The 22,318-nt window shown below is 45.2% G+C and carries 33 protein-coding genes; 1 reads left to right on the forward strand and 32 read right to left on the reverse strand.

The features are described 5' to 3' along the window. Positions 1-55: 55 nt before the first annotated feature. From grpE to ptsP, 6 genes are all read right to left on the reverse strand, one after another. Positions 56-655: a nucleotide exchange factor GrpE gene (gene grpE, locus ACODJP_RS03985; protein WP_422478697.1), complete on the reverse strand. Its 600-nt coding sequence runs from the start codon at positions 653-655 to the stop codon at positions 56-58. A gap of 150 nt (positions 656-805) precedes the next feature. Next, on the reverse strand, positions 806-2,422 hold the full coding sequence (locus ACODJP_RS03990) for a CTP synthase (RefSeq protein ID WP_422478699.1): 1,617 nt from the start codon (positions 2,420-2,422) through the stop codon (positions 806-808). A gap of 192 nt (positions 2,423-2,614) precedes the next feature. Beyond that, positions 2,615-3,937 (reverse strand): LA_3659 family protein, encoded by a 1,323-nt coding sequence (locus ACODJP_RS03995; protein WP_422478701.1) that lies wholly within the window; start codon positions 3,935-3,937, stop codon positions 2,615-2,617. Positions 3,938-3,946: 9 nt separating this feature from the next. Continuing rightward, positions 3,947-4,672, reverse strand: a complete 726-nt coding sequence (locus ACODJP_RS04000; RefSeq protein WP_422478703.1) for an HAD family hydrolase — start codon at positions 4,670-4,672, stop codon at positions 3,947-3,949. Beyond that, positions 4,672-6,042 carry a ribosome biogenesis GTPase Der gene (gene der / locus ACODJP_RS04005; RefSeq protein ID WP_422478705.1) on the reverse strand — a complete coding sequence of 457 codons (1,371 nt, stop codon included), beginning with the start codon at positions 6,040-6,042 and terminating at the stop codon, positions 4,672-4,674. Before der ends, ACODJP_RS04000 begins: the two co-directional genes overlap by 1 nt. Beyond that, entirely contained in the window at positions 6,011-7,747 is a 1,737-nt protein-coding gene (gene ptsP, locus ACODJP_RS04010) for a phosphoenolpyruvate--protein phosphotransferase (protein ID WP_422478707.1), read from the reverse strand. Before ptsP ends, der begins: the two co-directional genes overlap by 32 nt. A gap of 81 nt (positions 7,748-7,828) precedes the next feature. Between ptsP and ACODJP_RS04015 the strand changes: the two genes are divergently transcribed. Beyond that, positions 7,829-8,413 carry a GerMN domain-containing protein gene (locus ACODJP_RS04015; protein WP_422478709.1) on the forward strand — a complete coding sequence of 195 codons (585 nt, stop codon included), beginning with the start codon at positions 7,829-7,831 and terminating at the stop codon, positions 8,411-8,413. Here ACODJP_RS04015 and ACODJP_RS04020 read toward each other — a convergent pair. The 26 genes from ACODJP_RS04020 to rpsS form a co-directional block, all read right to left on the reverse strand. Beyond that, entirely contained in the window at positions 8,382-9,173 is a 792-nt protein-coding gene (locus ACODJP_RS04020) for a TlyA family RNA methyltransferase (RefSeq protein ID WP_422478711.1), read from the reverse strand. The two genes, ACODJP_RS04015 and ACODJP_RS04020, sit on opposite strands and share 32 nt — an antisense overlap. A gap of 10 nt (positions 9,174-9,183) precedes the next feature. Continuing rightward, positions 9,184-9,984, reverse strand: a complete 801-nt coding sequence (locus tag ACODJP_RS04025) for a TIGR00282 family metallophosphoesterase (protein WP_422478713.1) — start codon at positions 9,982-9,984, stop codon at positions 9,184-9,186. Positions 9,985-9,997: 13 nt separating this feature from the next. Beyond that, on the reverse strand, positions 9,998-11,527 hold the full coding sequence (gene rny, locus ACODJP_RS04030; protein ID WP_422478715.1) for a ribonuclease Y: 1,530 nt from the start codon (positions 11,525-11,527) through the stop codon (positions 9,998-10,000). A gap of 198 nt (positions 11,528-11,725) precedes the next feature. Next, positions 11,726-12,160 (reverse strand): 50S ribosomal protein L17, encoded by a 435-nt coding sequence (rplQ, locus tag ACODJP_RS04035; protein ID WP_422478717.1) that lies wholly within the window; start codon positions 12,158-12,160, stop codon positions 11,726-11,728. Continuing rightward, positions 12,150-13,202 (reverse strand): DNA-directed RNA polymerase subunit alpha, encoded by a 1,053-nt coding sequence (locus tag ACODJP_RS04040; RefSeq protein ID WP_422478719.1) that lies wholly within the window; start codon positions 13,200-13,202, stop codon positions 12,150-12,152. Before ACODJP_RS04040 ends, rplQ begins: the two co-directional genes overlap by 11 nt. A 9-nt stretch (positions 13,203-13,211) precedes the next feature. Beyond that, a complete protein-coding gene (gene rpsD / locus ACODJP_RS04045; RefSeq protein WP_422478721.1) occupies positions 13,212-13,847 on the reverse strand; it encodes a 30S ribosomal protein S4 in 636 nt (211 codons plus the stop codon). An 18-nt stretch (positions 13,848-13,865) separates the two neighbouring features. Beyond that, a complete protein-coding gene (gene rpsK / locus ACODJP_RS04050; RefSeq protein ID WP_422478723.1) occupies positions 13,866-14,243 on the reverse strand; it encodes a 30S ribosomal protein S11 in 378 nt (125 codons plus the stop codon). Between the two features lie 12 nt (positions 14,244-14,255). Continuing rightward, the gene (rpsM, locus tag ACODJP_RS04055; protein ID WP_422478725.1) at positions 14,256-14,621 is read right to left on the reverse strand and encodes a 30S ribosomal protein S13; all 366 of its coding nucleotides are present in this window, start codon (positions 14,619-14,621) and stop codon (positions 14,256-14,258) included. A 33-nt stretch (positions 14,622-14,654) separates the two neighbouring features. Continuing rightward, positions 14,655-14,768, reverse strand: coding sequence for a 50S ribosomal protein L36 (gene rpmJ, locus ACODJP_RS04060; protein WP_422478727.1), 114 nt, complete (start codon positions 14,766-14,768; stop codon positions 14,655-14,657). Between the two features lie 12 nt (positions 14,769-14,780). Next, positions 14,781-16,100, reverse strand: a complete 1,320-nt coding sequence (secY, locus tag ACODJP_RS04065) for a preprotein translocase subunit SecY (protein ID WP_422478729.1) — start codon at positions 16,098-16,100, stop codon at positions 14,781-14,783. Positions 16,101-16,114: 14 nt separating this feature from the next. Continuing rightward, the gene (gene rplO / locus ACODJP_RS04070; protein ID WP_422478731.1) at positions 16,115-16,546 is read right to left on the reverse strand and encodes a 50S ribosomal protein L15; all 432 of its coding nucleotides are present in this window, start codon (positions 16,544-16,546) and stop codon (positions 16,115-16,117) included. A gap of 1 nt (position 16,547) precedes the next feature. Further along, positions 16,548-16,736, reverse strand: coding sequence for a 50S ribosomal protein L30 (rpmD, locus tag ACODJP_RS04075; RefSeq protein WP_422478733.1), 189 nt, complete (start codon positions 16,734-16,736; stop codon positions 16,548-16,550). Positions 16,737-16,740: 4 nt separating this feature from the next. Next, positions 16,741-17,244 carry a 30S ribosomal protein S5 gene (gene rpsE, locus ACODJP_RS04080; protein WP_422478735.1) on the reverse strand — a complete coding sequence of 168 codons (504 nt, stop codon included), beginning with the start codon at positions 17,242-17,244 and terminating at the stop codon, positions 16,741-16,743. Positions 17,245-17,253: 9 nt separating this feature from the next. Further along, entirely contained in the window at positions 17,254-17,613 is a 360-nt protein-coding gene (gene rplR / locus ACODJP_RS04085) for a 50S ribosomal protein L18 (RefSeq protein WP_422478737.1), read from the reverse strand. Positions 17,614-17,626: 13 nt separating this feature from the next. Further along, entirely contained in the window at positions 17,627-18,169 is a 543-nt protein-coding gene (rplF, locus tag ACODJP_RS04090; protein WP_422478739.1) for a 50S ribosomal protein L6, read from the reverse strand. Positions 18,170-18,180: 11 nt separating this feature from the next. Then, complete coding sequence (gene rpsH / locus ACODJP_RS04095; RefSeq protein WP_422478741.1) at positions 18,181-18,582, reverse strand: 30S ribosomal protein S8; 402 nt, start codon at positions 18,580-18,582, stop codon at positions 18,181-18,183. A gap of 9 nt (positions 18,583-18,591) precedes the next feature. Next, positions 18,592-18,777 carry a type Z 30S ribosomal protein S14 gene (locus ACODJP_RS04100; RefSeq protein WP_422478743.1) on the reverse strand — a complete coding sequence of 62 codons (186 nt, stop codon included), beginning with the start codon at positions 18,775-18,777 and terminating at the stop codon, positions 18,592-18,594. Positions 18,778-18,793: 16 nt separating this feature from the next. Further along, positions 18,794-19,345, reverse strand: a complete 552-nt coding sequence (gene rplE / locus ACODJP_RS04105) for a 50S ribosomal protein L5 (RefSeq protein WP_422478745.1) — start codon at positions 19,343-19,345, stop codon at positions 18,794-18,796. Continuing rightward, complete coding sequence (rplX, locus tag ACODJP_RS04110) at positions 19,345-19,650, reverse strand: 50S ribosomal protein L24 (protein WP_422478747.1); 306 nt, start codon at positions 19,648-19,650, stop codon at positions 19,345-19,347. Before rplX ends, rplE begins: the two co-directional genes overlap by 1 nt. A gap of 11 nt (positions 19,651-19,661) precedes the next feature. Further along, the gene (gene rplN, locus ACODJP_RS04115; RefSeq protein WP_422478749.1) at positions 19,662-20,030 is read right to left on the reverse strand and encodes a 50S ribosomal protein L14; all 369 of its coding nucleotides are present in this window, start codon (positions 20,028-20,030) and stop codon (positions 19,662-19,664) included. Between the two features lie 14 nt (positions 20,031-20,044). After that, entirely contained in the window at positions 20,045-20,296 is a 252-nt protein-coding gene (gene rpsQ, locus ACODJP_RS04120; protein WP_422478751.1) for a 30S ribosomal protein S17, read from the reverse strand. Between the two features lie 16 nt (positions 20,297-20,312). Further along, the gene (gene rpmC, locus ACODJP_RS04125; RefSeq protein WP_422478753.1) at positions 20,313-20,519 is read right to left on the reverse strand and encodes a 50S ribosomal protein L29; all 207 of its coding nucleotides are present in this window, start codon (positions 20,517-20,519) and stop codon (positions 20,313-20,315) included. Positions 20,520-20,522: 3 nt separating this feature from the next. After that, on the reverse strand, positions 20,523-20,939 hold the full coding sequence (gene rplP / locus ACODJP_RS04130) for a 50S ribosomal protein L16 (RefSeq protein ID WP_422478755.1): 417 nt from the start codon (positions 20,937-20,939) through the stop codon (positions 20,523-20,525). 6 nt (positions 20,940-20,945) lie between these two features. Next, a complete protein-coding gene (rpsC, locus tag ACODJP_RS04135; RefSeq protein ID WP_422478757.1) occupies positions 20,946-21,659 on the reverse strand; it encodes a 30S ribosomal protein S3 in 714 nt (237 codons plus the stop codon). After that, positions 21,660-22,016: a 50S ribosomal protein L22 gene (rplV, locus tag ACODJP_RS04140; protein WP_422478759.1), complete on the reverse strand. Its 357-nt coding sequence runs from the start codon at positions 22,014-22,016 to the stop codon at positions 21,660-21,662. It lies immediately after the preceding gene. Positions 22,017-22,028: 12 nt separating this feature from the next. Further along, entirely contained in the window at positions 22,029-22,307 is a 279-nt protein-coding gene (gene rpsS, locus ACODJP_RS04145; RefSeq protein WP_422478761.1) for a 30S ribosomal protein S19, read from the reverse strand. Positions 22,308-22,318 lie beyond the last annotated feature (11 nt).

Raw genomic sequence — 22,318 nt, forward strand, 5'->3', positions numbered from 1 at the left:
AACAAGATATGGACCACAAAATACCCACACCTTCATTTCTATTTTATCAAATAAATTAAAGCGGTTTTCCAACCTTAACTTTCGCTGTCCTCAAAACCCTATCATGAAGATAATAACCCTTTTGCAATTCGGCAAGGACTGTTTCGGAGTCAAATTTTTCATCTTCTTCCATCATCATTGCCTCATGTTCATGGGGTGAGAACTCTTTACCGACGATTCCATCCATCCGCTTAAGACCCCAGTTCCGATCCAAGGTGTCCAACAATTGTTTACGGATCAACTTTATTCCTTCAGAATAGGTCTTTACATCGACAGACTGTTCGCCAGCATCAACTGCACGATCAAAATCATCCAATATGGGAATGAGGTCATTTAAAAGCCGTTCATTCGCATACTGTACAGCGGTCTCTTTCTCTCGCACCAAACGTTTGCGATAGTTATCCATATCAGCAAACTTTCTCAAATAGGTCTCTTTCTCTTCCACCAATTCTTTTGAAAGGCGCTCTACTTCTGCTTCCAACTCCATAATGCGCGCCTCCTCTGGAGAAATTGCCGATTCTTGCTGTTCTTCTAAGTTTGCTACAGCTACAGGCTGTTCGGTCACAGTTTCCTGCGGCTCTGCATTTTTTTTCTCTTTCTTTTCTTTTTTGCTCATGTCTTACCTGTACATACGTATTTCTATTTACTACCAAAGTCGTGAGTTCATTCATGTTACTGCATGATCCGCCATCCACCCTTGGCAGTCCCATCAAACATACTCACTAGGAAAAGGTACCGTCAAGTGATTTATATGAATCTCTTTACACTATGAAATGCGGGTGACTTTAATCGCTGCCTCAACAAAATCCCGGAATAAAGGATGGGGAATGCTTGGCCGACTTTTAAATTCGGGATGGTATTGCACACCAACGAACCAAGGATGATCAGGAATTTCAACAGCTTCTACCAACAATCCATCGGGAGAGAGACCTGAGAAACGCATTCCAGCTTTTGAGAGAGCATCACGGTACGTATTATTGAATTCGTAACGATGTCGGTGGCGTTCATCGATCATTTCTTTCCCATATGATTTGTACAAAAGCGTATCATGATCCGAAATCACACACGGATAAGATCCCAACCGCATAGTACCTCCCATTTCCACTCCTTCTTGGTCAGGCATCAAATCCACCACTGGATACTTGGTATTGGGATACCATTCAGAGCTACCAGCTCCAGCAAGTTTTGCTACATTGCGTGCAAATTCAGAAACTGCACACTGCATGCCCAAACAAAGTCCTAAAAAGGGGATCTTCTTCTCACGGGCATATTGAATTGTCTTGATTTTACCCTCGATTCCTCTGAGTCCGAATCCACCTGGCACAACAATACCGCTGACTCCCTCAAACTGTTCATTGAAAGCATCCTCGTCCATTTCCTCAAGGATCTCTGAATCGATCTTGATCAATTCGATTTTTGTCCTATGATGGAATCCCGCATGATTCAACGATTCAACCACACTGATATAGGCATCTGAAAGTTCTACGTACTTTCCTGATAAGGCGATTCTGACCTTTCGTTCAGGGTGCCTTCGATTTTCAACCATAGCATGCCAATCAGACATATGACGAATACCTGCTTCCAATCCCAATCGTTGTAGCACAAGAGCATCCAGATTTTCATCTTCAAAAAGGAGAGGAACTTCGTAGATTGAAGGCAAGTCTGGATTTGGAATTACAGCCTCTTTCTCCACATCACAGAACATGGCGATCTTATCTGCCATTCCTGGAGGCAAAGGTCGGTCGGATCGGCAAATGATAAAATCGGGATGGATTCCGATACCTCTTAACTCCTTCACACTATGTTGCGTTGGTTTTGTCTTCAATTCTCCGGCAGCAGCAATATAGGGAACAAGTGTTACATGCAAATATAGTGTATCTTGTTTGCCAAGATCCCGTTTCATCTGACGGATCGCCTCAAGGAATGGCTGGCTTTCGATATCGCCAACCGTGCCACCGATTTCTACCAGCACAATATCAGCTTTAGTAGTTTCTGCTAGGCTATGGAGTCGACTTTTAATTTCATTCGTGATGTGGGGTATAACTTGGACCGTACCTCCGAGATATTCCCCTTGACGTTCCTTCTGAATTACGGACCAGTAGACTTTACCAGCTGTAACATTGTTGGCTTTGCCGATGGAAATATCGAGGAAACGCTCATAATGCCCGAGATCGAGATCGGTTTCAGCACCATCGTCGGTAACAAAGACCTCTCCATGCTGATAGGGGCTCATTGTTCCCGGATCAAAGTTGATATATGGATCGAACTTCAAAACGGTAACCGATAAACCTCTACTTTTGAGCAGACATCCCAACGAGGCTGCAGTAATTCCCTTGCCGAGAGATGAGACTACTCCACCTGTAACGAAAATAAATTTTGCCATACAACCACCCTCTCTAATGATGCGAAAATTAAGTCAACGGTGGTTTGTTTTTTGGGGATACCGACCAACCGTTGCATTACGCACCGGTCTTCGGCAGGTAGGTACAGGACATTCTCAAATTTTTGCCGATTCCTCGGTACTTGTGGAATGTATCATAGAGAGGAAGTTTATCGCAATACCATCGACAGATCTTTAGACAAACTCTTCATCTTCATCTAGAACGATCTCTTCTTCGTCTTCTTCGGGTTCGTAGTGTGCAGATTCTATTCGTTTTCGTTTAGACTTATCTTCGTCCAGTTCAGGTTCCTCATCCAGTTCAGGTTCCTCGTCCAGTTCAGGTTCCTCGTCCAGTTCAGGTTCCTCGTCCAGTTCAGGTTCCTCGTCCAGTTCAGGTTCCTCATCTAGTTCAGGTTCATCGTCTAGTTCAGGTTCCTCGTCCAGTTCAGGGTCCTCGGAAGGGGTAAACAGTGGGACAACCTGATCCAAATCAACTTCATCAGCGATAATTTCAGGATTATCCAGACGTGCCCTAAGTTCCATCTCGCGACGCTCTTCTTCTTCAATAATCCGTTGGCGTTCGCTAAGAGCGGCATCCAATTCATCTTGCGCTTGTTTTAGAGTTTCCTCGTTTGTGGCTACCAAATTTTCCGTTTGGGAAAGCTCTTTATCCAAGGTTGACTTACGCTCTGCCAGTTCAGCCACAGCTACTTCCAGTTCTTCGCGTCTTTTGGATATCGAGACGAGATTCTCATCATGTTCTCGTATAGAGTCCTTAGTGGTTGAAACCTTTTCAACCAAATCATCAAGAATTTCCATAGACTGAGAAGATAATCGTTTGACCACTCCCTCGAGAAGTTCAGTCCTATTGTTGAGTTCGCGCAAAAATGCCTGAACTGTGGTTATCATTGTTTGGAAAGTTGCATCCGTATGATTGAGGGAATCATCCAACAGCATCTCAATCTTTACTTTGGCATCTGCAACAGACTCTTCCATCTGCTTCTCAGTTCTCACCTGATGCTGTTCCAACATATGGTGTAATCGTTCTTGCATTTCACGAAGGCTCTCTTCGGACTCAGCGATCTTAGCGAGAGAATCTTCAATGGTCACATGAACAGACTCAACTTTTCTGACCTCGTCCTTGACCTGTCTGGTCCTAAGTTCCGCCTTCTCTGTCATTGCTCCTAGTTGACCTAAAACTTCGTGATAATACGTCAAAGTCTTCTGTAGTTCTTCCAAATCATCGGTATGTTCGAGCAAACCCTTCCGCTGTTGTCCTATCTGATCGATCAATCGCTCCATCTCGAGTCTACTTTTTTCAAGTCGACCTTCAACATCTTCTATAGTCTCGTGCAGTTCTGTTTCGGCTCTTTTAACTTCAGTGATATATTGTCCAACATACTGACGCATGATTTCCAAACGCCGATCTTTCTTATCGGCATTCCGTAGAGTGAAAATAATGATCAGTGTGAGAAAAAATAACCCTATCGAAAGGACAATTGGTACCATTTCCCACATCACAACCCCCTATTGGAGCATTTTTTCAAGTCGCTCCATAAACTCAGAGTAATTGGAGAAGATCATATCTGCATGCTGACATCCACGAGAGGATCTGTTCATTCGATTCTCTCTCTTGGCCGAAGGATCAATCAATGCTGTTTTCATCCCAACACGAGAGGCCCCGAACATATCCTTCCTACAGCTGTCACCGACATACAGAACATCAATCGGCTCAACACCCATTTTCTCGCATAGCATCAAGAAAGGCTCAGGATGAGGTTTTAGATACCCTGAATCTTCGGTACATATAGCATATTCAACCAGATCATCCACTTTCAAGGCTTCCAGTTTACTCCCGATCGGAAAATCCGAAAGAGCTGCTATCCTCATCCCCTGAGACCGTAAGGTTTCAAGAACTCCTCTCATTCCGGCATATGGAGGCAAAGATGAAAAAGCTTTCCGCCAGTTGGCATAAAACTGTTTTTCTATCCTTCTTGCCATCTTCTCCACACGTTCTCCCTCAGCCTTGCTCATGGATTGATTACTCACCCACGTTGCCTGACGTAATCGGAATCCCTGACTATCCGGAGGAATAGTCTTCTCCGCCTCCTCTCTACGCATATGTTCACGGAAACGCTGAATACGCAGAGCAAGGAGCGGGGATGGGAAGAATGAACGTACCAACTTCAAGTCGGTAATCCACTTTGGATATAAAGTCCCATCTATATCAAAACAAACAACTTTGATTTTCATTACAATCTATTTGCGGGAGTATTTCTTCGTCGTTCCTTCAACTCTATCTCGATAGGAATTTGGGGAAACCCGAGATCTCGGCGGATGCAATTTTTCAAGTATTGTACATATCCTTGAGGAAAATCCTTTTTCCTATTTACAAAAAAGAGGAATCTAACAGGAGGCGCACTGACCTGAGTCCCATAGTAGACCTTGAAGTGACCTCTTGAACCTCTAGGTGGTTGATATGCTTCCGACCAATCACGGAGAAAATTATTCAGTTGTGCCGTCTCTATCCTCTTGTTCAATTGTTTCCAAACCGACCAGACACAATCGAGCAATTTCCCAATATCCACTGCTCCGGTTGCACTGATGGGCATTATGGGAGCAAAAGAGAGAATGGGAAAGAGGAATCGTGCCCTATCTTTAATGGCATCCAATTCATTTTCAACGCCCTTAAGTAGATCGATTTTATTGAAAACCAGGACTACGCCCTTTCCTCTTCGAACAATCAGCTGTGCGATCTTCTTATCTTGGTCTACGAGCCCGGTAGTGACATCGATCATAAGGAGGACCACATCCGCCTCATCGATAGTCTTTATAGCGCGGTTTACTGAATAGTACTCCACATCTTCATCCACCTTGCTTTTTCGCCGTATTCCCGCTGTATCGAGAATCGTATATGGAGTTCCCTTGTACGTAAAGTCTCCCATAATGACATCCCGAGTCGTTCCAGGGATATCACTTACAATAGAGGTATCCTTTCCTGTTAGAAGATTCGTGAGGGTGGATTTCCCTGTATTTGGTTTTCCCAATACCGCAACCCGAACCCTCTCTTCAGTTTCAGGGGCCTCATCAAGTTCAACCATCTCCAACATTTCGAGCAAGGTCTCTTCCAATACGTCGATACCTAATCCGTGTGCAGAAGACATTCCCACGACTCGTGGATATCCAAAACGATGATAATCCCAAACAAGATTGTCCCTCACCGGATCGTCTATCTTGTTGACCGCAATGATGACCTTATCGGAATATGGTCTCAGGGTATCTATAAGCATCTCATCTTCTGCAGTCACTTCAGTACAATCCATCAGCATAATGATGGCATCTGCGATTTCCAGAAGACTTAGGCTTTTTTGTGTTACCAGAAAGTCCAAGCCCTCCTGATCAAGCTTGACTCCACCACTATCCACCAACAGTACAGGATGGTTTCCCAATAACCATCTTTCAGGTATGGGATCTCGCGTTACCCCTGGCATCGCATCAGTGATGGCTCTTCTTTTTTTTACGAGTCTGTTAAACAGAGTCGATTTGCCGACATTCGGCCGGCCGATAATTGCAATAATTGGTAGTCCCAGCTCACGCAGTGACAAAGTCTCCGAATCTATCATGCATCCATTCCCTTACATATGTATTGATATTGATGAACGAGTCCATCTTCATCACCTTTTCGACCAATTCCTTGGCTTCTGCCAATGTAATAGAGCGGATGATGTTCTTTATCTCCAGTAAACTCTGGGGACTCATGCTTAACTCGTCCAAGCCCATTCCCAACAGTAAAACAGTTGAGAGTGGGTCGCCAGCCATTTCACCGCACATAGCAACGGGAATTCCGGCATCATGTCCTTTCTCCACAATCATTCTGATCAATCGCAGAACGCCTGGATGGAAAGGTTGGTAGAGATAGGCTATCTTATCGTTTCCCCTATCTACCGCGATAGTGTACTGGATCAAATCATTTGTACCTATCGAGAAAAAATCAGTTTTTGGTGCGAGCAAGTCGGCACACAATGCAGCGGATGGAACCTCTATCATTGTTCCTACTTCGATATCTTCATCGAAAGGAATACCGGTTTTCCTACATTCTTCCTTCACTTGCTCCAATACGAGCAGTACATTCTCAAGTTCTTCGGGGCCGCTGATCATTGGAAACATGATCTTCAACTTTCCGTAAGCACTCGCTCGTAACATCGCCCTGAGCTGGACTCTGAAGATGTCCTTACGTGAAAGGCAGAACCGTACTGCACGCCATCCAAGGATAGGATTATCTTCTCCCAACCCCTCCATTCCGGGAATAACCTTGTCTCCTCCGACATCGATTGTCCGTATGGTTACAGGTCCACTCTCTTTTGCACGCTCAAGAACCCGTCGATAGGCTTCGAACTGTTCATCTTCAGAAGCTCCTCCTGGTTTCAAAAAGAGAAATTCCGATCGAAATAATCCTATGCCATTAGCTCCATGATCCAATACAGAATCAACTTCATCTACAGTTTCGATGTTTGCTTTAAGGGAGACCCGATGGCCATCCTTTGTAACAGCCTCGAATGACGCAAGCTCATGCAACTCTTGTTCATGCTCAACCCATCGAGCGTATCTGTCGCGCATCTTCTTCGCTGAAGCGATACTCGGACGAAGAGAGACTTCCCCAAGATTGCCATCGACAATTATCTCGTCACCTTTGGCAACCTTACTGGTAATATTTCCCAACCCAACGACAGTCGGAATCTGTAGAGCCCTAGCCAAAATAGCAACATGACTAGTCCTACCGCCACCATTTAAGGCAATTGCCTTAATATTGGATGGATCAAGAGTCAGCGCCTCAGAAGGAAGAAGGCTATCTGCAACTAAGATTACTTCATCACTAATGGCTGCGAGATCAGGTCGTCGTTTTCCCATCATTTGTCGAATGACGCGCCAACCGATATCGTAAAGGTCGGCACTCCTTTCCCGGAGCATCGCATCTTCGGATGATTCCAAAATCTCAATAAACCCCGAGAGGACCTGTTCCACAGCCCACTCGGCACAGATATGCCCCGTATGGATGAGATTCTCGACTGCATCGGTAAAGTCGGGATCTTGGATCATAAGAAGGTGGGTCTCCAAAATCTTTCGGTGATCCTCGGCTATAGCCGCTTTCCCCATTCCTTCCAATTCCTCGGCAACAGTATCGAGCGCACTTTTGAACCGAGTCAGTTCAGATTCGGTTTTCCCTTCATCTATTGGCTGATGGGGAACCACGAGCTTTTCATGTACGTAGAGAAATACCCTACCGATACCAATGCCCGAAGATGCTGCGATACCTTTTAGAATCCTCATATATGAAATTATCATACGGGGTTTTATCCGCTGTGTAAATAGATACTCGCATTAGGTATCGGTTCTGTTGTATGCTTAGGTATGGACGAAAACCCGAATAATTCAAAACAGCCATGGCTCTTATATGGGTGGTTGGTTGTCATCATTTTCTCTGTGGTTCTGGTTCTGGTTACCCTACCGAAAATGCGCATGGCTATCCATGAATCCCAGATGGTTCCCTTGGTATCGTCCTATTTGGAGCAAGCCAGAAATCAGGATGACCCCATCACGGAAATTCCTTTACAGTTCCCTATCCCGGTAACAAATTCACATGAATTCTCCTACGTAACCTTTCTCGTTCCAACTGAAAACAATCCAAACACCCATGCAATCGTTGAAGCAATTCTCCACGGACCAACATCTACGGCATTATCAGAAGGAGCCATTAGCCATATCCCAAAGGAAACCCAACTAATCGGGTTGACAGTTTCCAACGATATTGCATTCATCGACCTCTCTGATGAGTTCCTTCAAGAAACTCCGTGGGAATTAGCATCGCATGCGTTAAAAATTGAACAACTGCGAAGGAATCTTCTTTCCAATAGAGAAATCAGGGATATGGTTCTGCTCATCGAAGGCAAACCTATAGAAGAAATTATTGAGGAACGCCAATCAAAAGCTCAATAGTATTCCTATAAACAGACTCATCCATTCTAAGGCCTGGTTTAAGCAAAGCCAAGAATTCGCGATTCCCTTTCCTTCCTTGTATGGGAGACTCGATTATCGCCTCTATTCCTACATTCTCTGTTGCTAACTGCGCATAGACCAAGAAGAGGATCTCTTTAATGGTTTCACCATCATCGACGACACCCGAAAAACCATCTGTCCCTTTGGGGATTTCAAATTGAGGTTTTATCAAGGATATCAACCATGAATCTTTGGTCAATGAGAGGATATGACTGGCAGCGCCTGTAATCGAACGAAAGGAGAGGTCCGCAACAGCGGCATCAGGTCGAGGGTCCAGCTGTTCAACTTGCATGATATTCTGTCTTTCATGGACAATCACTCGGGCATCTGTCCTCAATCGATAATCGAGTTGGTTGTACCCCACATCAACAGCGTGTACCGCTCTGGCTCCAGATTGCAATAGACAGTCAGTAAAGCCACCAGTAGAAGATCCTGCATCAACAAACACAAGACCAGAAATACCTATGTTCCAGGTAGTCAGAGCATGTTCAAGTTTCAAAGCACCTCGAGAAACATACTTGGAGAGATTTAATCCAACTACTGAGTTCTCAGGAAAAATTGCTTGAGAGTCCACACAGGTCTCTCCATCGACTATTACCTGTCGGCAATCGATAAAAGCCCGAAGTTGCATTTTATCATAGTCTGGATATTGTTCCTGCATGAGCTTGATTAATGCTTTCTTCTTTCGTTGGGTAGCCATAACAATAGCCTTATAATCCAAATTGCTCACTAATTCTTTTGATGGATACGGTTTTCCCGGTATCAGGATCAACAGAACATACCACTCCTTGTAGATATGAAGGGGCATCGAGAATTTGGTTCCTTAAAGGTATTTGGGTCAGTTGACGTTCTATAGCGATATTCGGATCTGAGCCAATTACTCCACCAATAGGTCCACTCAACCCTAAGTCGGTAATATAACCTGTTCCCTTGTCCAAAATCCGTTCATCGGCAGTCTGCACATGCGTGTGGGTTCCTACCACTACAGAAACCTTTCCATCGAGATAGGCCGCCAAAGCTTCTTTTTCCATTGCCGATTCGGCATGAAAATCGACGAATATCAACTTTGTCTGTCTTCTCAGCTTCTCAACTACAGCAGCTCCTGTCTGGAAAGGACAATCGATTGGAACCATTTGGTGTCTTCCTTGAAGATTCACTACTCCTACAGAGAGACCTCCAATTTCTAGGACCGTATAGCCATGCCCAGGAACCTGCGCTGGATAGTTTGCCGGTCTAAGGATACGTGTATCCTTATCGAGAAATGGTCTTATCTCCTCACGCTGCCAGATGTGATTGCCTGTTGTAATTACATGGACACCCAATGAAAAAAACTGACGAGCCAAATCTTCCGTAAGTCCGAAGCCATCTGCCGCATTTTCACCATTGATCACTACTAAGTCTGCCCGTAATTTCTTAATCAGTTGGGGTAATCCCATAAAAAGGGCTCTGCCCCCGGGCTGTCCAATGACATCCCCGAGTAACAGAGCCGTAATTGTTCGTTGTTTAGACATACAATCCTTATAATCAGCGAGCGTATTCCACAACACGCATCTCTCGGATAATAGTAACCTTAATTCGGCCAGGATAGCGTAATTCGGCCTCGATTCGACCAGCTATACCCTTTGCGATATCTTTTGCACCATCATCGGTCACACTATCGTTATTGACCAAAATTCTCAACTCTCGACCTGCTTGTATTGCATAAGCCTTATCAACACCAGTGAAACTTTCAGCAATCTGCTCCAAGCTCTCAAGTCGTTTGATATAGTTATCCAAAGTCTCTCTTCTCGCACCGGGACGGGCTGCCGAGATAGCATCCGCAATCTGGACAATAACCGATTCGATGCAGGAAGGTTCGATATCATTGTGGTGTGACAGGATCGAATTGATCACCCGGGGATCCTCTCCCAAACGTTTGGCTAGATCAGCACCCATCTCAGCATGGTTCGCATCACCATCCGATTCTATACCTTTACCGATATCGTGCAACAATCCTCCACGTCTTGCGATGTCCCTATCCGCACCTACTTCAGCAGCTATCATGCCTGCAAGAACGGCCACTTCCTTTGAGTGGTTTAGGACATTCTGACCATAACTAGTCCTAAAGTGAAGACGGCCCAAAGCTCTTACCATCTCTTGGCTAATGTTATGGATTCCAAGGTCGAAAATCACTTTTTCTCCCTCTTCCATGATCACCCGAGTAATTTCTTTGGTAACTTTCGCAACAACCTCTTCAATCCTAGCAGGATGGATTCGGCCATCTTGAACAAGCCGTTCTAATGCAACACGGGCGATTTCTTTTCGAACAGGATCGAAACAAGAAATCACAACGGCTTCAGGAGTATCGTCAATAATGACATCAACACCTGTAAGTGTTTCGAGAGTCCGAATATTCCGACCTTCCCTTCCGATGATTCTTCCTTTCATCTCATCGCCTGGAAGGCTTACGGTAGTGACGGTGACCTCTGAACTTACTTCCGTTGCAAGACGTTGTATCGAAGTAACAATGATATCCCTTGCTAATTTATCAGCACGTAATTGGGCATCTTGCTCAATTTTGTTGATAATTACCTGAGCATCACGTTTAGCATCGTTCTGCAAAGTCTCAATTATTGCCTGTTTGGCCTCTTCCGAGGTCATTCCTGCAACCCGTTCCAATTCACGTACCCAGTTCTCTTCCATTTCACTCAACGTTTTTTCGCGCTGGGTACACGTAGTCTCTTTGTCTACCAGTTGCCTCTTTTGGACATCTAGTTCCGCTTGTTTTCGTTCTAAATTTTCTTCCTTCTTCAACAGTCTTTGTTCTGTTCTCTGAAGCTCACTTCTGCGTTCTCTCGCCTCACGTTCTTGTTGCTGTTGTTCTTTCAACAACTGATCACGAGTCTCAATGAGAAGCTCCTTACTTTTAGCTTCTGCCTCTTTTATCGCTTCCTGACTCAATCGAACAGCTTTCTGCTCAATTGATGTAAGCTTGAACCTCGCATACATCCAACGAATTAGCCAACCTAGAATGATACAACCAAGACAAAGAGGGATAAGTACAAACATATTCATAGTAATTCCCCCATTGTAATGAAACAATAATACGGGAGGAACTAAACGATTGTCAAGTGACAGCAGTTAGCGAATATGGAACACTTCAAAATTTCACCAAACATAACTCTTTCATTTATATATATTAAGGCCACCAACTGAGGTTGGCGGCCATTAACGGTTGTTTGTAATAGATTACAAGAGCGACCAAGTTGTCAATTATTCTTCGGTCTTCTCTTTAGGAGCCTTTTTCGACTCCTTTTCTTTCTTTGGTTCTGCTTTCTTCTTTGGCTTCTCAGTCTTTACAACCAACTCAAGAATTGCCATTTCAGCAGCATCACCCTGGCGATTGCCAGTCTTCAATACACGGGTATACCCTCCGTTACGATCACTGAAAAGCGGTGCGATCTGTGTAAACAATTTGGCGAGTACCGCTTCATCTTTGATATCACGTGCAATCATACGACGGGAATGGACCGAATCGACTTTCGCGCGGGTAATCATCTTCTCAGCCGTGCGCTGCACTTCCTTAGCCTTCGCTTTGGTTGTCTCAATACGTTCGTATCTGAAAAGCGAGGTCACCATATTGCGCTTAAGCGCCTTTCTCTGGCCGGAACGTCGGCTCAATGCATTAAAACCAATCCTATGCTTCATTCTCTTCTTCCTTGTTCCCTGGTATTCTGATCGAGTTCTTCAGGACACTGTAATCGGTCATACCAAGACTTAGATTCCATTCCTTCAACTTCTCTTTAATCTCAGACAGAGATTTCTTACCGAAATTCCTTGTCTTCGCAATCTCTTCCTCAGTTTTCTTGGTAAGATCACCGATGGTCTTGATATTAGCGTTCTTCAAGCAGTTGCTTGAGCGGACAGTCAACTCCAACTCCTCAACCGAGGTGTTGAGCAATTTCTTAATCCGTTCTTCCTCTTCATCCACTTCATCGCTGCTATTTACCAAACTTTCATCAAAATTGATGAAAATCGAGAAATGATCTTTCGCAATCTTCGCAGCTTCGGCAAGTGCATTCTCCGGAGAGATACTACCGTCTGTGAAAACATCAAGAATGAGCTTGTCATAATCATTACGTTGTCCAACACGGGTTGGTTCGATTTCGTACTTGACGCGAGTCACAGGAGAGAAGTTCGCATCTATTGGAATAGTACCAACTTCCTCAATGTACTTCTCATTGACTTCAGCGGGAACATATCCTCTCGACAAGTCGATCTGAAGTTCCATTTCAATATTCGCATCTTCCATCATGCTGAACAGGACCATGTCCTTGTTCGTGATTTCAACATTGTTCATCTCGAGATTCGCACCGGTAACGACTCCAGGTCCTTTACATTCAACCAAGAGCATTGTACCTTCGACATCCTCAGGCATCTTTACCTGCAACTTCTTGATGCGGGCTATGATATCCGGAATATCTTCAACAACTCCAGGAAGCGGTTCAAACTCGCTTGAAACAAGGTGGGGAACCCCATCCTCATTGAAGCTGGTGAATTTCACGGCTGTAACGGCGTATCCCTGGATGGAAGAGAGCAGAATCCTTCTCAATGTATTGCCGACAGTGGTACCATAACCACGCTCGAACGGATAGGCTATGAACCTACCCGAATCGGGTTCTACCAAGCTATGTTCGAAGGTAATTCCTTTCGGCTTCTTAAATCCTTTCAACAGGTTTTTACGTGCCATGTTTACTCCTTAACGAGAATAGAGTTCTACAACCAGCTGTTCTTTAATATCGGCGACTTCGGAAACATCCGAACGTCTTGGAACCGCCAAGAACGATCCTTTCATGGTATCGGGATCGAGTGAAAGCCATGGTGCGACACCAGACTTCGAGAACTCCTTAAGATTTTCCTTGATGATGATCATTTTCTGACCATGTGGTCCGATTGCAACTTCATCACCAACCTTTACACGATAGGAGGGAATATCGACCCGCTTGCCATTGACAAATACGTGTCCATGATTGACCAACTGGGCAGCTTGGTTACGACTGTTGGCAAAATGGAGTCTGAAGACTACATTGTCCAACCTACGTTCGAGCAACATGATGAGGTTTTCACCTGTTTTTCCTGGAACGCGAGCAGCTTCATCAAATGTAAGCTTGAACTGCTTCTCGAGCATGCAATACATTCTCTTCAACTTCTGCTTCTCCCGAAGCTGCATTCCATAGTCGGTCATTTTCTTTGAACGTGCACGGGGATCCTTTCCTGGTGTACCAGCCTTCTTTGCTATTGGGCATTTACCAGTGTGACAACGTTCTCCCTTAAGAAACAACTTTGTCTTTTCTGCACGGCAATATCTGCACTTTGGTCCTGTATATCTAGCCATCTTATCACCTACTCCTTATCAGACTCTTCTGGTTTTCCGCGGACGGCAACCATTGTGCGGGATGGGAGTCACGTCTCTGATGCTTCTTACTTTAAGACCCAACACACCTAAGGAACGAATAGCCGATTCACGACCAACACCTGGTCCTTTCACGAAAACGTTCACCTCGCGAAGACCATAGTCCATAGCCTTCTTTGCAGCGGTTTCGGCAGCTGTTTGAGCTGCGTAAGGAGTAGACTTTTTAGCACCCCTAAAACCGAGACCACCAGCACTCGCCCAAGAAACTGCGTTTCCGGTCAAATCGGTGACTGTCACAATGGTATTGTTGAACGTCGCCTGAATGTAGACATTTCCTTCGTATACCGTCTTCTTGACTTTGCGTTTTGCTTTAGCCACTTTCAATTCTCCTTATTTCTTCTTACCGGCGACGGTCTTCTTTCTACCCTTTCGGGTTCTTGCATTCGTCTTGGTCCTTTGACCACGAACTGGCAATCCCTTCCTATGTCGCAAACCACGATTACATCCGATATCCATCAGACGCTTAATATTAAGAGCTACTTCGGTCCTCAAACGACCTTCTACCTTGTATTCACTCTCAATAAGTTTTCGCAATTCATTGACATCATCAGCGGACAAATTATTCATCCGTTCATCGGGATTGATGTTGCCTTTCTTACAAATCTCCTCTGCGGAGACTCTTCCAATTCCGTAAATATAAGTCAATGCAATCTTTACCGCTTTGTTTGGTAAATCAACACCTGCAATTCTCGCCATTAACTGGCCTCCTCTCACATGCTGCTGTCAGCTTTATCTCTGTCTCTGCTTGTGCTTGGGATTTTCGCAAACAATGCGAACCACCCCAGCCCGTCGAATGACTTTGCACTTGTCGCACATTGGTTTGACACTTGCCCGTACTTTCATTTCATTTATCTCCTATAGATTCCTTGCTTTTATCTTTCCCTTGCTCGTGAGCCCATCGTGATGGTGCATCTTCATGATACCTTCAATCTGGCTCATGGTATCAAGATCGACACCAACCATAATGATCAAAGATGTACCGCCGAGCAACATCGCCACGGAAGCGGGGAAATTGAAGAACTTCTGCACCACCGTAGGAATCAAGGCAATGAATGCGAGGAACAATGAACCAGGTAATACGATTCGGTTAAGCACTTTGGTAAGATACTCTTCCAACCTTTCGGTACGTACACCAGGAACAGAACCACCATTCTCCCTGATCTGCTTGGCCATTTCGATTGGGTTCAAACTGACCTGGGTATAGAAAAAAGCGAAAGCAATGATCAGCAGGGTGTAGATGATCAGATAGGGTGCGCCCTGCGGGTCAAGCCAATTCGCAACCGCTTGCAACCATCGAATTTCAGGTCCCAAAGATGCAGCTATCTGCAACGGGAATGAAAGCAATGCTGAAGCGAATATTACGGGAATGACTCCGGAAGGATTGATCTTGAAGGGTATGTATGTGCTCTGTGAACCATACATCTTCCTCCCGACCACTCTCTTCGCATATTGGACCGGAATTTTTCTCTGACCACGTTGTTCGTATACAACCAACGCCACGACTGCCGCGAACATGGCAAAGACAACCAATACAACGATAGGATTGAGAATCCCGGATTGAACACTTCTGAACAATGTTACCAACGAATCGGGAATTCGGGCAACAATACCGGCGAAAATCAACAATGAGATGCCGTTACCGACTCCTCGTTGGGTGATTTGGTCACCGACCCATACCAAGAACATGGAGCCTGTAGTTACAGACAACATGGCAATCAAAGTAAACGGAAGAACTCCTAATGTCATTACATCAGGAATCGAATTCGCGTATACGGTAACCACGTATGACTGGACAAGACAAACCAATATAGTTCCATAACGGGTGTACTGTTGCATCTTCTTTCTGCCTGCGGAATCTTCCGTAAGCTTCTTCAAACTGGGAACGACCAACATCAACAACTGGAAAATAATCTGAGTTGAGATGTAAGGCATGATTCCAAGCATGAATACAGAAAAGTTGGAAAAAGCTCCACCAGCAAAGAAATTCAAGTACTCGGTAAGTCCGATTGTGCTCGAATTACTCTGTGACAGGAAGTAGAGTTTCAGTACTTCAGGATCGATTCCCGGGATTGGGATAAAAGCCCCAACCCGGAACACAACAAGAAACAGGAAGGTCCAGAGGATCTTTTCCCTGAGTTCTTCGATCTTGAACATATTCACTAAGGAGTTAGACATTGCGATCCTCTTTTTTATCTGATTTCGCCACCTGCCGCATTGATCTTCTCGACCGCAGCTGCAGATATCTTGAGTCCTTCAAAGATTACTTTCTTCGTGAGCTCTCCATTGGCAAGGACCTTGGCTTTGGCATTAGCGCCTTTGACCAGACACTTGTCCTTGAGCGAATCAATGTTCACCACTTCACCATCTTCAAACCAGTTGGAAACAGCATCCAAAGAGACCACTTCGTAGTCCTCTTTAAATGGATAATTTGAAAATCCACGACGGGCTACACGTCTGTACAAAGGCATCTGACCACCTTCGAATCCAGGTCGTACTCCACCACCACTTCGGGAATTCTGTCCATTGTTACCACGACCACAGGTACGACCTTTCGAAGAAGAGCCTCTACCTACGATCGTTTTCTTAGTATTGGCACCAACAGGTGCTTTGATCTGTCCCATGTTACATCTCCTCGACTTTCACCAAGTGGGCAACGGCACGGACCATCCCCTTGATTGCGGGATTAACCTCATGCTCCACAGAGCTGCCGATTTTCTTGAGTCCAAGAGCTTTTACGGTCTTCCTCTGTGCAGGAAGGCTCCCGATAACACTCTTAACCAACGTAATCTTCATCTTCTTTGCTTCTGCCATGGATCTACCCCCACATCTCGCTCAGGGATTTACCCCGGCTTTTTGCGAGTTCCTTGGCATCGAAAAGGCTTTCCAAGGCAACAAAGGTCGCCTTAACCGTATTGACACTATTCTTGGAACCGAGAGACTTGCTCAAAACGTCCTTGATGCCACAAGCATCCATAACGTGACGAACTGCACCACCAGCGATTACACCGGTACCGGGAACAGCAGGTCTGAGCAATACACTCGCACTCTTGAAATCTCCGACAATTTCGTGAGGAATGGTATCTTTGACCATAGGAACGGTAATCATACTTTCCTTAGCCTTTTCCACAGCCTTCCTGATTGATTCGGCGACATCATTGGCTTTACCGGAACCATATCCGATCCTACCATTCTGGTCTCCAACAACAACTAGAGCTGAGAATGAAAACCGTCTTCCACCTTTTACAACTTTGGAAACCCGATTGAGTTTTACCAACTTCTCTACGAATTCGCTGTCTCTATTTCTATCTGACCTATCCACCATATCCCCCTAGAATTTGATTCCGGCTTTTCTGGCACCGTCGGCAATACTCTTCACAATTCCATGGAAGAGGTATCCATTGCGGTCAAACACAACAGAATCAATCTTCTTCTCAAGGAGTCGCTTTCCGACCACTTCACCCAGCTTTGCTCCATCGGCAACCGTATTCTTCAGATCACGCATTTCAGCTTCCAAGCTACTGGCTGAAACGATAGTGTGCCCTGCAACATCATCAATGACTTGAACATACATGTGACTATTGCTTCTGAAGACAGTCATTCGCGGTCTTGTTGCGGTACCGGAGATACGCTTTCTGATATGAACCCTACGCTTTGCGCGCTTTCTATTCTTATCCAAAACTCTATTCATTTGTTCACCCTACCTATTTCTTACCGCCAGACTTGCCGACCTTTCGCCGAATAACCTCATCCTCGTATTTGACACCCTTGCCCTTATAAGGCTCAGGAGTTCTCAGAGATCTGATTTCCGAACTGACCTGACCGACTCTCTGCTTATCAATACCTGTAACCACGACTGTAGTTGGATTTTCACAAGCAATCTGAACATCGGAAGGAATCATGAACTCAATTTGAGTAGAATACCCAAGGTTGAGTGCCAAAAGATTACCTTTGACTTCAGCACGATAACCAACTCCGCTGATAATCAGTTTCCTGGTATAGCCAGAGGATACTCCAACCACCATATTACTGATCAGCTGACGATACAAGCCATGAAAGCCTCTGCTTCCCTTGCTGTCATCTTTTCTGGTCACCACCACTTGATCGCCGGAAACCTCGATTTCCACTTCAGGACGGTAATTCTGAACCAGTTTCCCTTTCGGTCCCTCAACGGAGATGACACCATCAACAGCTTTGACAGTTACTCCCTTGGGCAATGCTATCGGTAACTTACCTATTCGAGACATAGTTCACCACCTTACCAAATTGAACAGATCAGTTCACCACCGACCTTCTTCTCGCTAGCTTTCTTACCCGTGATAATACCCGAAGAAGTGGAAACAACAACTACACCATAGCCGTTGTAGACTCTCGGCATATCGCGATATCCAGAGTACACACGCCTTCCGGGTGTGGAAATCTTGTCGATACCGTGGAGAACCGGGTTCTGCTTTTCATCATATTTCAAAAATATCCGAATCATATTTACGCCGTCTTTATTGACAACTTTCTTGAAATTCTTGACATATCCTTCATTCTTCAAAATCTTAACAATCTGAAGCTTCATTTTGGATGTTGTAATTTCAACCTTCTCATGCTTAGCCATGCTAGCATTTCTGATTTTTGTCAGCATATCGGCAACAGGATCACTTATAGCCATGTTAATCTCCTACCAGCTGGATTTGGTAACGCCAGGGATCTGCCCTTCACTGGCAAGCTTCCGAAAGCAAATCCTGCACATTTCGAATTTCCGCATATAACCGCGGGGTCGTCCACAAATCTTGCAGCGGTTGACCTTCCTGGTACTATACTTCGGCGTTCTGTTCGCCTTAATAATCATTGATTTCTTTGCCATCTTGTTCTACTCCACCTTATTTAGCAAAAGGCATGCCCAACTTCTTAAGTAAGGCGAAACCCTCTTCATCGGTCTTGGCCGAAGTCACGATAGCAACGTTCAAACCACTAACACGCTCGATTTTATCGTAATCGATTTCAGGGAAAATGATCTGCTCGGTAATTCCGAGTGAATAATTTCCATTACCATCGAAAGCATTGGGTTTGACGCCCTTGAAGTCTTTAACACGCGGCAAGGCGATGCCAATCAGGCGTTCAAGGAAGAACCACATGTTATCGCCACGAAGTGTTACGACAGCTCCAATCTCCTGTCCTTCACGAACCTTGAAGTTTGCAATGGACTTTCTAGCTTTCGTCTTGACCACATGCTGACCAGTAATCTGCTCAAGTTCTTTGACAGCAGCATCAAGAAGCTTCTTATTGGCAATAGCCTCTCCGACACCAACACTGACAGAGACCTTTTCGATTCCAGGAATTTGCATCTTGGACTTATAGCCAAATTCAGAGAAGAGTTCAGGTGCAACCTTTTCTTTATAAGTCTTTTTCAAATTTGGTATAAACTTTTCCATCAGATCACTTCCCCGGTTTTCTTGGCGTATCTAACCTTACCGCTCTTCTCATCAACCTTCATGCCGATTTTCGAAGTCTGACCATTCTTCAATAAGAAGGCAACATTGGAAACGTGAATCGGTGCCTCGATTTCTTTAATGCCGCCTTGATCCTGTTGGGAACGTCTTTTCATGGTCTTCTTGACCATATTGACTCCCTGGACGACGACCCGCTGGCTCTCATGGTCTATCTTCAGGATACGACCGGTCTTACCCTTGTCTTTTCCTGCGAGAACCTTGACGTTGTCATTCTTCTTCAGTTTCATCTTACAAACTCCTACAACACTTCCGGCGCAAGAGAAACGATCTTCACAAACCCACCCTCACGAAGTTCGCGAGCAACAGGCCCAAAGATACGCTTACCGCGCGGGTTATTGTTGGCATCGATTACAACACAAGCGTTGTCATCGAACCTGATATAGGTACCGTCAGGTCTCCGGTATTCTTTCTTAGTACGGACAATCACAGCCTTCAAAACGTCACCCTTCTTGATGGCGCCATTGGGGAGTGCGTCCTTAACAGCAACTACGATGATGTCTCCAACTCCAGCGATCATTCTATGGCTTCCACCAAGAACCTTAATACACTGAACCCGCTTGGCACCACTGTTGTCTGCTACGTTCAAATATGTCTGCATCTGTACCATGACGTTGCTCCTTACTACTTCGCCCGCTCAATAATCTGCTCAAGGCGCCAGCACTTATCCTTACTGATAGGTCGGCATTCCACCACACGTACGGTATCACCAGTATGGGCGTCATTTCTCTCATCATGTGCCTTCACTTTCTTAGTGCGGGTCACATACTTTTTATAGAGAGGATGCAGTCTTCTAGTCGAAATCGCCACAACAATGGTTTTGTCCATTTTGTCGCTCGTCACCATTCCGGTGTACCTTTTTTTATTAGCTTCCATTAGACGCGAACCTCACTTAGTTGGATTTTGTGCGTATGCCTAGCGCATACTCGTGAATGAGGGTGTTGAGCCGAGCAATCTTCCTTCGGGTAGTTCGCACAGCCAACGGATTCTCCACATGTCCAAGGACTTTCGCCATTCTCAGGTTCAAGGCCTCTTTGCGAAGCTCGTCCCTCTTGGCGACCAATTCCGCATAAGTCAAATCAGTATATGAATTCTTCATAACCTACTCCACTTCCCTTCTCATGATGAACTTCGTCTTGATCGGGAGCTTAGAGGCTGCAAGCTGCAAAGCCTCGCGAGCGAGCTCTTCATGAACTCCACCCATCTCGAACATGACGGCACCAGTCTTAACTACTGCAACCCAACCCTCAGGGCTACCTTTACCGTTTCCCTGGCGAGTTTCTGCAGGCTTCTTGGTGAAAGGCATATCCGGGAAAATCCGAATCCAAACCTTACCACCACGTTTGATATGACGGGTCATTGCAATACGAGCAGCTTCGATCTGGCGGTTGGTAATCCACTTTGGTTCCGTAGCCATGAGACCAAACTCACCGAAAGCAAGATAATTGCCACGATGTGCGACTCCGTCCCTCTTACCCCTCTGCTTCTTTCTATATTTGATTCTTTTTGGACTCAGCATGATGTACTAACTCCTCGCCTCAACGCTCTCGGCCCGTTCTCGTGCGGACTTGCGCACTAAAAGACCAGCGTCGTCTTTCTTCGATTTGTCAAGAATCTCGCCATTGTAGACCCACACCTTGACACCAATCGCACCAAAGGAGGTGTTGGCCTGAGCAAAACCATAATCGATATCGCTTCTTAGCGTGTGCAATGGAATTCTTCCATCTTTCAACCATTCGGAACCAGCAATTTCCTTACCACCAAGACGCCCGGAAACCTTGATCTTGACACCCTGAGCACCAGCTTGCATAGCCTTGGAGATCGCCATCTTCAATGCCCTGCGGTGTGAACCACGATTGGTCAACTGCCGAGCGACATTCAACGCAATCAACTGAGCATCAGCCTCAGGCTTCTTAATCTCCTTGATCTTTATCTGCACCTTCTTATCGGTTAGACCCTGGAGTCTAGCGCCAAGCTTCTCAACATTCGAACCTTTGGATCCGATGATGATACCAGGCCGGCTAGTCGAAATGGTCAACGAAACACGTTGGGGTTTACGAACAATCTCGACATCAGAAATCTCAGCTCCCTGAACTTCAGGACAGGAAAGCAAAACCTTCCTCAGCTTCAAATCTTCATGCAAGGTTGCCGCATACTCTCTAGGATCGACATACCATTTGGATTTCCAAGTTTTATTGACTCCTAAACGAAGTCCGATAGGATTAACTTTCTGGCCCATTTATTTCCCCACCTTTTCGTCAAGCACAACAGTGATGTGACACTGTCTCTTCAAGAGAATGTCGCGTCGTCCGTGTGAACGCGGCCATACACGCTTCATGCGTGGACCATCGTCGACAAACAGTTGAGAAACAATTAGCTGTTCTTCATCAAGCTTTTTGTTCTGGCTCATTGCATTTGCCGCAGCAGACTGAACAACTTTCTTGATAAGCGTCGCACCCTTCTGGGGCATCGCATCAAGAATAGCCATTGCCTCTACGTATGGTCTTCTTCTCACCAAGTCAGCAACTGGGCGGACTTTTGAAGGTGAAGACGGCAAATACTTTGCGCAAGCTCTAAAACCTTTTTTCTCTTCCATATTCAACACCTACTACTTTCTGGCTTTCTTATCTGAAGCGGTATGCCCCCGGAAGATTCGCGTGGGAGCGAATTCACCGAGCTTGTGCCCAACCAAATTTTCAGTTACGAAAACTGGCACCCATGTCTTACCGTTATAGACAGAAATCGTATATCCAACCATCTCAGGTATAATCGTAGAGGTGCGGGAATACGTCTTAATCATCGGTTTTTGTCCCGATTTGTTGGATTCTGTAATCCTTTTGTAGAGTTTCTTCTCAATAAAAGGACCTTTTTTGATTGACCTAGCCACTTTCTCTACTC

This window comes from Pleomorphochaeta sp. DL1XJH-081, from assembly GCF_049310885.1.
Classification (GTDB): Bacteria; Spirochaetota; Spirochaetia; order Sphaerochaetales; family Sphaerochaetaceae; genus CAYZJV01.